This is a genomic window from Pseudohongiella sp., assembly GCF_011050365.1.
Classification (GTDB): domain Bacteria; phylum Pseudomonadota; class Gammaproteobacteria; order Pseudomonadales; family Pseudohongiellaceae; genus Pseudohongiella.
In genome coordinates this window covers 291836-300006 of the sequence record NZ_DRFV01000017.1, presented here as the reverse complement: position 1 = coordinate 300006, position 8171 = coordinate 291836, and the positions used below count along the sequence as shown (strand labels likewise).

At 52.5% G+C, this 8171-nt stretch carries 18 protein-coding genes; all 18 read left to right on the top strand.

Annotated elements, in window-relative coordinates:
- A partial coding sequence (locus ENH71_RS16055; protein WP_524538490.1) for an EF-Tu C-terminal domain-related protein occupies positions 1 to 143 on the top strand: 143 nt, incomplete at its 5' end.
- A 212-nt stretch (positions 144 to 355) separates the two neighbouring features.
- Entirely contained in the window at positions 356 to 667 is a 312-nt protein-coding gene (gene rpsJ / locus ENH71_RS16050; protein ID WP_070119209.1) for a 30S ribosomal protein S10, read from the top strand.
- Between the two features lie 182 nt (positions 668 to 849).
- Entirely contained in the window at positions 850 to 1503 is a 654-nt protein-coding gene (gene rplC, locus ENH71_RS16045) for a 50S ribosomal protein L3 (protein ID WP_294131773.1), read from the top strand.
- A gap of 6 nt (positions 1504 to 1509) precedes the next feature.
- Positions 1510 to 2130, top strand: coding sequence for a 50S ribosomal protein L4 (gene rplD, locus ENH71_RS16040; RefSeq protein ID WP_070119207.1), 621 nt, complete (start codon positions 1510 to 1512; stop codon positions 2128 to 2130).
- Complete coding sequence (gene rplW / locus ENH71_RS16035) at positions 2127 to 2426, top strand: 50S ribosomal protein L23 (RefSeq protein WP_294131764.1); 300 nt, start codon at positions 2127 to 2129, stop codon at positions 2424 to 2426. The genes rplD and rplW overlap by 4 nt, the downstream gene beginning before the upstream one ends.
- Positions 2427 to 2441: 15 nt before the next feature.
- Positions 2442 to 3272: a 50S ribosomal protein L2 gene (rplB, locus tag ENH71_RS16030; protein ID WP_294131761.1), complete on the top strand. Its 831-nt coding sequence runs from the start codon at positions 2442 to 2444 to the stop codon at positions 3270 to 3272.
- 24 nt (positions 3273 to 3296) lie between these two features.
- Positions 3297 to 3572 carry a 30S ribosomal protein S19 gene (gene rpsS, locus ENH71_RS16025; protein ID WP_294131758.1) on the top strand — a complete coding sequence of 92 codons (276 nt, stop codon included), beginning with the start codon at positions 3297 to 3299 and terminating at the stop codon, positions 3570 to 3572.
- A gap of 17 nt (positions 3573 to 3589) precedes the next feature.
- A complete protein-coding gene (rplV, locus tag ENH71_RS16020; RefSeq protein ID WP_294131755.1) occupies positions 3590 to 3922 on the top strand; it encodes a 50S ribosomal protein L22 in 333 nt (110 codons plus the stop codon).
- A 9-nt stretch (positions 3923 to 3931) separates the two neighbouring features.
- Positions 3932 to 4600, top strand: a complete 669-nt coding sequence (rpsC, locus tag ENH71_RS16015) for a 30S ribosomal protein S3 (protein ID WP_294131753.1) — start codon at positions 3932 to 3934, stop codon at positions 4598 to 4600.
- 13 nt (positions 4601 to 4613) lie between these two features.
- Entirely contained in the window at positions 4614 to 5027 is a 414-nt protein-coding gene (rplP, locus tag ENH71_RS16010; protein WP_294131750.1) for a 50S ribosomal protein L16, read from the top strand.
- Positions 5027 to 5224 carry a 50S ribosomal protein L29 gene (gene rpmC / locus ENH71_RS16005; protein ID WP_294131748.1) on the top strand — a complete coding sequence of 66 codons (198 nt, stop codon included), beginning with the start codon at positions 5027 to 5029 and terminating at the stop codon, positions 5222 to 5224. Before rplP ends, rpmC begins: the two co-directional genes overlap by 1 nt.
- Positions 5225 to 5226: 2 nt before the next feature.
- A complete protein-coding gene (gene rpsQ, locus ENH71_RS16000) occupies positions 5227 to 5505 on the top strand; it encodes a 30S ribosomal protein S17 (RefSeq protein ID WP_294131745.1) in 279 nt (92 codons plus the stop codon).
- Positions 5506 to 5582: 77 nt separating this feature from the next.
- On the top strand, positions 5583 to 5951 hold the full coding sequence (gene rplN, locus ENH71_RS15995) for a 50S ribosomal protein L14 (protein ID WP_068810485.1): 369 nt from the start codon (positions 5583 to 5585) through the stop codon (positions 5949 to 5951).
- 21 nt (positions 5952 to 5972) lie between these two features.
- A complete protein-coding gene (gene rplX, locus ENH71_RS15990) occupies positions 5973 to 6284 on the top strand; it encodes a 50S ribosomal protein L24 (protein WP_294131730.1) in 312 nt (103 codons plus the stop codon).
- 20 nt (positions 6285 to 6304) lie between these two features.
- Positions 6305 to 6874, top strand: coding sequence for a 50S ribosomal protein L5 (gene rplE / locus ENH71_RS15985; protein ID WP_294131727.1), 570 nt, complete (start codon positions 6305 to 6307; stop codon positions 6872 to 6874).
- Position 6875: 1 nt separating this feature from the next.
- Complete coding sequence (gene rpsN, locus ENH71_RS15980) at positions 6876 to 7181, top strand: 30S ribosomal protein S14 (protein WP_294131725.1); 306 nt, start codon at positions 6876 to 6878, stop codon at positions 7179 to 7181.
- Between the two features lie 15 nt (positions 7182 to 7196).
- Entirely contained in the window at positions 7197 to 7592 is a 396-nt protein-coding gene (rpsH, locus tag ENH71_RS15975; protein ID WP_294131723.1) for a 30S ribosomal protein S8, read from the top strand.
- Positions 7593 to 7630: 38 nt separating this feature from the next.
- Complete coding sequence (gene rplF, locus ENH71_RS15970; protein WP_294131721.1) at positions 7631 to 8164, top strand: 50S ribosomal protein L6; 534 nt, start codon at positions 7631 to 7633, stop codon at positions 8162 to 8164.
- Positions 8165 to 8171: the final 7 nt, after the last annotated feature.

Below are 8171 nucleotides of genomic sequence, written 5' to 3'. Positions count from 1 at the left end.
TTGAGATGGTCATGCCTGGCGACAACCTGAAGTTCCTGGTGACGCTGATCGCTCCGATTGCGATGGACGAAGGTCTGCGTTTCGCGATTCGTGAAGGCGGCCGTACCGTAGGCGCTGGCGTGGTATCGAAGATTCTCGAGTAAGTTTGTAGACGTTGGGCGAAGAGGCGGCCTCAGGCCGCCTCTTTTGCTAATAAGAGCAGGTCAGAAGAATATCCGATAGTTGAGAGTTTTGCTTGACACCGGGGTGCTTCGGACTTAGAATTCCGCTTCCTTTTTTCCGGTCCCGAAAGTGTTTTTTGGGGCGGTTCAAGAAGTAACTGATTAATTTAAAAAGTTTTTGGAGAGCAGAGTAGATGCAAAGTCAGCGTATCAGAATCCGGCTTAAAGCCTTTGATCATCGGCTGATCGATCAGTCTACTCAGGAAATAGTCGATACTGCCAAGCGGACAGGTGCGCAAGTGCGTGGCCCCATCCCTTTGCCGACGAACAGGGAGCGCTACACCATATTGATATCGCCGCACGTGAACAAGGATGCGCGCGATCAGTATGAAATCAGAACGCATAAGCGTCTCCTGGATATCGTAGAGCCAACAGAAAAAACAGTGGATGCACTGATGAAACTGGATCTGGCGGCAGGTGTTGAAGTGCAGATCAGTCTTGGGTAAGGGCTGAATATTCCAGAATTTTTGTGTTAGGCCGGTTTGTTTAAATTGATGCGAGAAATGGTTCAGTGATTTAAGACTGATAACAGCTAGCTCAGGGGGCAGATAGTGTCCCACAGCAAACATGGTGTAATGCGATAGCAGCCATAGCGGGTTCAAGCCCCGTACACGATGAGGTTCAAAAAATGTCGATTGGTTTGGTCGGTCGAAAGAGCGGCATGACCCGCGTATTCACTGAGGCCGGAGAGTCTATCCCGGTAACAGTGGTTGAGGTCAGCCCCAACAGAATTACTCAGCTTAAAACTGAGGAAGTGGATGGCTATAGCGCTGTTCAGGTAACAGTGGGTGCGCGCAAAGCGTCCCGTGTTACCCGTTCGCTGGCCGGTCACTTTGCCAAAGCGGGCACGGAAGCAGGCGAAGGCCTGTGGGAATTCCGCGCTGCCCAGCAAGAGCTTGCCGACTTCATTGCCGGCGGCGAGATCACGGTTTCCCTCTTCGAAGCGGGCCAGAAGGTGGATGTCACTGGCACCTCCAAAGGCAAAGGCTTCGCCGGTACCATCAAGCGTCACAACTTCAGTATGCAGGATGCCACCCACGGTAACTCGCTGTCTCACAGAGCGCCGGGTTCCATTGGTCAGTGTCAAACGCCAGGTCGCGTGTGGAAAGGCAAGAAGATGGCCGGACACATGGGCGATGTGCGCGTTACTACGCAGTCACTGGAAGTGGTACGGGTCGACACTGATAACAATCTGTTGCTGGTCAAGGGTGCAATTCCTGGTGCTACTGGCTCCAGGGTAGTTGTGCGTCCTTCTGTCAAATCAGCCGGATCCAAGGGGTAATCAGCGATGGAACTTAATCTCGCAAAACCCGGTAGCCAGGCCGGTAACGGAACAGTCTCGGTATCAGATGAGACTTTCGGAAAAGAATTCAATGAAGCATTGGTTCACCAGACGGTTGTCACCTATATGGCAGGCGCTCGTCAGGGTACCGTGCAGCAGAAAACCCGTTCGGATGTCAGAGGCGGTGGCCGCAAGCCATGGCGCCAGAAAGGCACCGGTCGTGCCCGTGCCGGTACTACACGTAGCCCGATCTGGCGCTCCGGTGGTGTCACATTTGCTGCGCGTCCTCAGGATCACAGCAAAAAGCTGAACAGAAAGATGTACCGCGGCGCCATGCGCTGCATCCTGTCCGAGCTGCTGCGTCAGGATCGTCTGATCATTGTTGAGCAGTTCGCACTTGATTCACATAAAACCAAGGATCTGGCCAGCAAGCTGAAAGAGTTTGCACTGGACAACGTGCTGATCGTAGCTGAAGAAGTGGCAGAGAATCTCTACCTCGCAGCGCGCAATCTGCACAACGTTGATGTGCTGGATGTTGCGGGTCTGGATCCGGTCAGTCTGATTGGTTTCGAAAAAGTAATGATGACTGTGCCTGCACTCAAAAAAGTTGAGGAGATGCTGTCATGAACCAGCAGAGACTGTATTCAATTATTGTTGGTCCTCATGTGTCGGAAAAAGCGGCAATCATGGCCGAAGGTCACAATCAGGTAGCGTTTGTCGTTGCCAATGATGCGACCAAGCCAGAGATTCGCGAAGCAATCGAGACACTGTTCAAAGTGACTGTTGAAGAGCTTCAGGTGCTGAACGTAAAGGGTAAAACCAAGCGTACGGCCCGCGGTAAACTGAGACAAAAATCAAACTGGAAAAAGGCTTACGTTAAGCTTGCGCAAGGTCAGGAAATCGACTTTGCGGAAATGGCGTAAGGAAGGGTCGCGGTTATGGCAGTTGTAAAATGTAAACCCACCTCGCCAGGGCGCAGGTTCGTCATCAAGATTGTGAACCCTGAGCTGCACAAGGGTGAGCCTTACGCCCCTTTGTTGGCAAGCAAGTCCAAGACGGGTGGCCGTAATAACGCAGGTCGTATTACGCGTCGTCACGCTGGCGGTGGTCACAAACAGAAATACCGGATTATAGATTTCCGTCGCGACAAGGATGGCATCGCTGCGACAGTAGAGCGCCTGGAGTACGATCCGAATCGTACCGCCAATATTGCGTTGCTTCTGTATGCCGATGGCGAGCGTCGCTACATCATTGCGCCGGCAAAGATCAGTGCCGGTGATTCCCTGGTGTCAGGTAATGAAGCGCCGATCAAGACAGGTAACTGCCTGCCATTGCGCAACATTCCACTGGGTAGCACCGTGCATTGTGTCGAGCTGAAGCCAGGTAAGGGTGCGCAGATTGCACGTAGCGCCGGTGGCTCTGCACAGTTGGTAGCTCGCGAAGGTGCTTACGCAACGCTGCGTCTGCGCTCTGGCGAAATGCGCAAAGTACTGGCCGATTGCCGTGCCACGCTGGGTGAAGTGTCAAATTCCGAGCACAGTCTGCGATCGTTGGGTAAAGCTGGTGCGACGCGCTGGCGCGGTATCCGCCCGACAGTTCGTGGTGTGGTAATGAACCCGGTAGATCACCCGCACGGTGGTGGTGAGGGTCGTACCTCCGGTGGTCGTCATCCGGTGACGCCATGGGGCAAGCCTACCAAGGGCTACAAGACCAGGACAAACAAGCGTACCTCTAACATGATCGTACGCCGCAGAAATGCAAGCCGATAAGGCCTGATAACAGAGGAAATAAAAGTGCCACGTTCACTGAAAAAGGGTCCCTTCATAGACCTTCATTTAATGAAAAAAGTGCAGGCAGCGCGCGATGCCAACGACAAGCGTCCAATCAAGACATGGTCGCGTCGGTCAATGGTGTCTCCGGATATGCTCGGCCTGACAATCGCCGTGCATAATGGTCAGCAGCATGTGCCCGTGTCTATTTCCGAAGACATGGTAGGCCATAAGCTGGGCGAATTCTCGGCGACACGGAACTACCGTGGCCACGTTGCTGACAAGAAAGCCAAGCGCTGATTAGCGGGGATAATGAGATGGAAGTTGTAGCAAGATTGCGCGGCGCTCGGCTCTCTGCCCAGAAGGCAAGGCTGGTAGCTGATCAGATTCGAGGCAAGGCAGTTGAAGAAGCTCTTCAGTTGTTGGCCTTCAGCCCCAAAAAGGGTGCGGAGATCATCAAGAAGGTGCTGGATTCAGCGATTGCCAATGCTGAGCATAATGAAGGGGCGGATGTGGACGAATTGAAAGTCTCCACTATCTTTGTAGATGAGGGTATGAGCATGAAGCGTATTCGTCCGCGAGCCAAAGGCCGCGCCGACCGCATCGTCAAGCGTACCTGCCACATCACCGTAAAAGTAGCCGATAAGTAGGAGATCAGGATGGGTCAGAAAGTACATCCAACCGGAATTCGGCTTGGTATAGTTAAAAAACACACTTCAGTATGGTTTGCTGAAGGTCGAAATTATGCTGAGCATTTGCTGGTAGACTTGCAGGTTCGTGCTTACATCCGCAAGCAGCTTGCCAGTGCATCTGTATCCCGGATTGAGATCGAACGTCCGGCGCAGACAGCCCGTATTACCATTCACACTGCCCGTCCAGGCATTGTGATTGGCAAGAAGGGTGAAGACGTCGAGAAGCTGCGCAATACCCTGATCAAAAAAATGGGTGTTCCTGTTCACATCAACATCGAAGAGATTCGAAAGCCTGATCTGGATGCACAGCTGGTAGCGGACAGTGTCGCTCAGCAGCTCGAGCGTCGTGTGATGTTCCGACGTGCCATGAAGCGCGCGGTACAGAACGCCATGCGCCAGGGCGCGGAAGGCATCAGAATACAGGTCGGTGGTCGTCTTGGTGGTGCAGAAATCGCGCGTAGTGAGTGGTACCGCGAAGGACGAGTACCTTTGCATACCCTGCGTGCGGATATCGATTATGCGGCGTCCGAAGCAGCCACAACATACGGGATTATTGGCGTGAAGGTCTGGATTTTCAAAGGTGAAATCCTGGACCTGAAGGAAGCCTTTACGGCTCCACAGAAAGCGTCCAAGTAGAGGATAGGCCAAGATGTTACAACCAAAGCGTACCAAATTTCGCAAGATGATGAAGGGCCGTAACCGCGGACTCTCTCATCGCGGTAGCAAGGTAGATTTCGGCGAATTCGGCCTCAAGGCCGTCTCCCGTGGTCGATTGACTGCACGTCAGATCGAATCTGCCCGTCGTGCAATGACCCGTCATGTAAAACGTGGCGGTAAAATCTGGATTCGCGTGTTCCCGGACAAGCCAATCACCCAGAAGCCTCTCGAAGTGCGTCAGGGTAAAGGTAAGGGTAGCGTAGAATACTGGGTAGCTCTGATTCAGCCGGGTCGCGTTATGTTCGAGATCGAGGGTGTTGACGAGACGCTGGCACGTGAAGCGTTCCAGCTGGCGGCTTCCAAGCTCCCGTTTGAGACCACTTTTGTTAAACGGACGGTGATGTAATGAAAGCCAATGAATTGCGTGAAAAATCCGTTGCGGAGCTCAACGAGCAACTCAACGGCCTGTATCGTGACCAGTTCAACTACAGGATTCAGAAGCGGACAGGACAACTCGGGCAGACGCACCTGCTGTCATCTGTTAAGCATGATATAGCCCGGGTTAAGACGATCATTACTGAAAAGCAGAAAAGTGGATCCTGATTATGTCGCTTAATGAAACTAACGAAACAAAAACCGGGCGCCTGGTGTCCGGTAAAGTCGTCAGCTCAAAGATGGACAAGTCCATCGTTGTGCTGGTTGAGCGTCGGGTAAAACACCCGGTGTACGGCAAATTTATTACACGCTCCTCCAAGCTCCACGCGCATGACGCGAACAACGAGTGTAAAGAGGGCGATAAGGTTACTGTTAAAGAAGTCAGACCGATGTCCAAGACCAAAACCTGGTCTCTGGTATCGATTGATGAAAGAGCTACGCAGATCTGATTCTGACAGTAAATTGGTTTTTGGCGCCATTTGGCGTTGTTGCTAAAGCGACAGTTTAAAGGGTTCGGAGAGAATCGATGATTCAGGTACAGTCATATTTAGATGTGGCAGACAACAGTGGTGCCAAACGAGTAATGTGTATCAAGGTACTCGGCGGTTCGCATCGTCGTTATGCCCGCATCGGGGATGTCATCAAAGTGACAGTGAAGGAAGCGATTCCCCGAGGCAAGGTGAAGAAGGGCCAGGTGCTGTCAGCACTGGTCGTTCGAACCAAGAAAGGTGTTCGCAGAAGCGACGGCTCGCTTATCAAGTTTGATGATAATGCTGCGATTCTGCTCAATAATCAGCAAGCGCCCATCGGGACGCGTGTGTTCGGGCCGGTGACTCGGGAACTTCGTAACGAGAAGTTCATGCGAATCATCTCCCTGGCACCCGAAGTGCTGTGATAGAAATCGAGGCCGCGAATTATGCGTAAGATCAAATGTAACGATGAAGTGATAGTCATCTCCGGCAAGGACAAGGGCAAGCGTGGAACGGTGTCCCGTCTGGTCGGCGAGAACAAGGTGATTGTCGGTGGTATCAATATTGTAAAGCGTCACACCAAGCCGAACCCGAATGCGGGCGTGACTGGTGGGATCGTGGAGAAAGAGGCTGCGCTGGATGTTTCCAATGTTGCCATCTTTAATCCGGAAACCAGTAAAGCCGATCGTGTTGGCTTCCTGGTGGAAGACGGAAAGAAAAAGCGGATTTTCAAATCCTCTAACAAAGTCATTGATTAACGGAAACTCAGGTCGCCAACATGGCTCAGTTGAAAGAATTTTACAGAAGTGACGTAGTGCCCACGCTGACCAAACAGTTTGGGTTTGATAATCCTATGCGCGTTCCCCGCATCACCAAGGTGGTGTTGAACATGGGCGTGGGCGAGGCTGTGGGCGACAAGAAGTTGCTCGATAACGCCGTCGCTGATCTCACCATGATCAGTGGTCAGAAGCCGATTATCACCAATGCACGCAAATCCATCGCAGGTTTCAAGATTCGTGCGGGCTGGCCCATTGGCGCCAAAGTCACCTTGCGTGGCGAGCGTATGTACGACTTCCTGGATCGCCTGGTTGACATCGCGATCCCGCGTATCCGTGACTTCCGTGGTTTGAACCCGAAAGCATTTGACGGCCGTGGCAACTACGCGATGGGCGTGAATGAACAGATCATTTTCCCGGAAGTGGAATATGACAAGGTAGACAAGATTCGCGGTCTGGATATCACCATTACCACGACTGCGCAGAATGACGAGGAAGGCCGGGCGCTGTTAGCTGCCATGCGTTTCCCGTTCAAAGCACAGGCAGCCAAGTCTGCCGCGAAGGAGTCCTGAAATGGCTAAATCTTCAATGATTGCACGCGAAGAAAAGCGGACCCGTACGGTAGCCAAGTTTGCCCAAAAGCGTGCCGCCCTGAAAGCGATCCTCGCTGACGTAAATGCCAGCGATGACGAGAAGTGGGAAGCGCAAATTGCATTTCAAAAGTTGCCACGTGATGCCAGCCCGGTTCGTCAGCGTAGGCGTTGTCGTATCACCGGTCGCCCTCACGGGGTGTACCGCAAGTTCGGAATGTGCCGACACAAGCTGCGTGAAGCAGCCATGCGTGGCGATGTGCCTGGACTGACAAAGGCTAGCTGGTAAGCGGAGAATTTTATTATGAGTATGTCAGATCCAATTGCAGATTTGTTGACGCGTATTCGAAACGCACAAATGGCGCGTTTGCCCACGATGAGCTGTCCGTCCTCCAAGCTGAAAGTGGCTATTTGCCGCGTTCTGCAGGATGAAGGTTACATCACTGGCTTCGATGTTCAGGAACACGGCACCAAGCGCGAGCTGACTGTCGACCTGAAATACTTCCAGGGCAAGCCGGTGATCGAAGAGATCAAGCGCGTAAGCAAGCCTGGCCTGCGTCAGTACAAGGGCAAGGAAGAGTTGCCGCGCAACCGTCAAGGTCTCGGTATCGTTATCGTCTCCACAAATCAGGGGCTGATGACAGAGAAACAGGCCCGTTCCGCCGGCGTCGGCGGGGAAGTTTTGTGTACCGTATTCTGATACACACAATTCTTAGACACAGTATATAGAGCACGATTATGTCCAGAGTAGCGAAAAACCCGATTACATTGCCGAAAGGTGTAGAGACGGCGATTGCTGGAAGCGCAATTACCGTAAAAGGTAGCAAAGGCAGTCTGAACATCGACCTGCACAACGATGTTGAAATTCAACAGGATGGCAATGTTCTGCAGGTGTCGGCTAAAAACGGCTCACGGCAGGCAAATGCCCTGGCTGGAACATTCCGCGCCCTGATCAATAACATGGTTGTGGGTGTGAGCGAAGGTTTTCAGCGCAAACTGCAGCTTCAGGGCGTTGGTTATCGTGCCAAGGCCCAGGGTAAGACACTGAATATTACGGTTGGTTATTCTCATCCGATCGATTACGAACTGCCTGAAGGCGTTACGGCGGACACACCGACTCAGACCGAGATCGTGTTGAGTTCCTCGGACAAGCAATTGCTTGGCAAAGTAGCGGCAGACATTCGTGATTTCCGTCCACCAGAGCCCTACAAAGGCAAAGGTATCCGGTATGCGGACGAGAATGTTTACAGAAAAGAAGCGAAGAAAAAATAGGGCGTGA

What these genes read in the sequence shown, in the direction of transcription:
- rplD (WP_070119207.1), top strand. Translation starts at nt 1,510, where the DNA reads ATGGAACTTAATCTCGCAAAACCCGGTAGCCAGGCCGGTAACGGAACA.
- rpsH (WP_294131723.1), top strand. Translation starts at nt 7,197, where the DNA reads ATGAGTATGTCAGATCCAATTGCAGATTTGTTGACGCGTATTCGAAAC.
- rplW (WP_294131764.1), top strand. Translation starts at nt 2,127, where the DNA reads ATGAACCAGCAGAGACTGTATTCAATTATTGTTGGTCCTCATGTGTCG.
- rplN (WP_068810485.1), top strand. Translation starts at nt 5,583, where the DNA reads ATGATTCAGGTACAGTCATATTTAGATGTGGCAGACAACAGTGGTGCC.
- rpsQ (WP_294131745.1), top strand. Translation starts at nt 5,227, where the DNA reads ATGTCGCTTAATGAAACTAACGAAACAAAAACCGGGCGCCTGGTGTCC.
- rplF (WP_294131721.1), top strand. Translation starts at nt 7,631, where the DNA reads ATGTCCAGAGTAGCGAAAAACCCGATTACATTGCCGAAAGGTGTAGAG.
- rpsJ (WP_070119209.1), top strand. Translation starts at nt 356, where the DNA reads ATGCAAAGTCAGCGTATCAGAATCCGGCTTAAAGCCTTTGATCATCGG.
- rpsC (WP_294131753.1), top strand. Translation starts at nt 3,932, where the DNA reads ATGGGTCAGAAAGTACATCCAACCGGAATTCGGCTTGGTATAGTTAAA.
- rplB (WP_294131761.1), top strand. Translation starts at nt 2,442, where the DNA reads ATGGCAGTTGTAAAATGTAAACCCACCTCGCCAGGGCGCAGGTTCGTC.
- rplC (WP_294131773.1), top strand. Translation starts at nt 850, where the DNA reads ATGTCGATTGGTTTGGTCGGTCGAAAGAGCGGCATGACCCGCGTATTC.
- rplX (WP_294131730.1), top strand. Translation starts at nt 5,973, where the DNA reads ATGCGTAAGATCAAATGTAACGATGAAGTGATAGTCATCTCCGGCAAG.
- rplE (WP_294131727.1), top strand. Translation starts at nt 6,305, where the DNA reads ATGGCTCAGTTGAAAGAATTTTACAGAAGTGACGTAGTGCCCACGCTG.
- rplV (WP_294131755.1), top strand. Translation starts at nt 3,590, where the DNA reads ATGGAAGTTGTAGCAAGATTGCGCGGCGCTCGGCTCTCTGCCCAGAAG.
- rpmC (WP_294131748.1), top strand. Translation starts at nt 5,027, where the DNA reads ATGAAAGCCAATGAATTGCGTGAAAAATCCGTTGCGGAGCTCAACGAG.
- rpsN (WP_294131725.1), top strand. Translation starts at nt 6,876, where the DNA reads ATGGCTAAATCTTCAATGATTGCACGCGAAGAAAAGCGGACCCGTACG.
- rplP (WP_294131750.1), top strand. Translation starts at nt 4,614, where the DNA reads ATGTTACAACCAAAGCGTACCAAATTTCGCAAGATGATGAAGGGCCGT.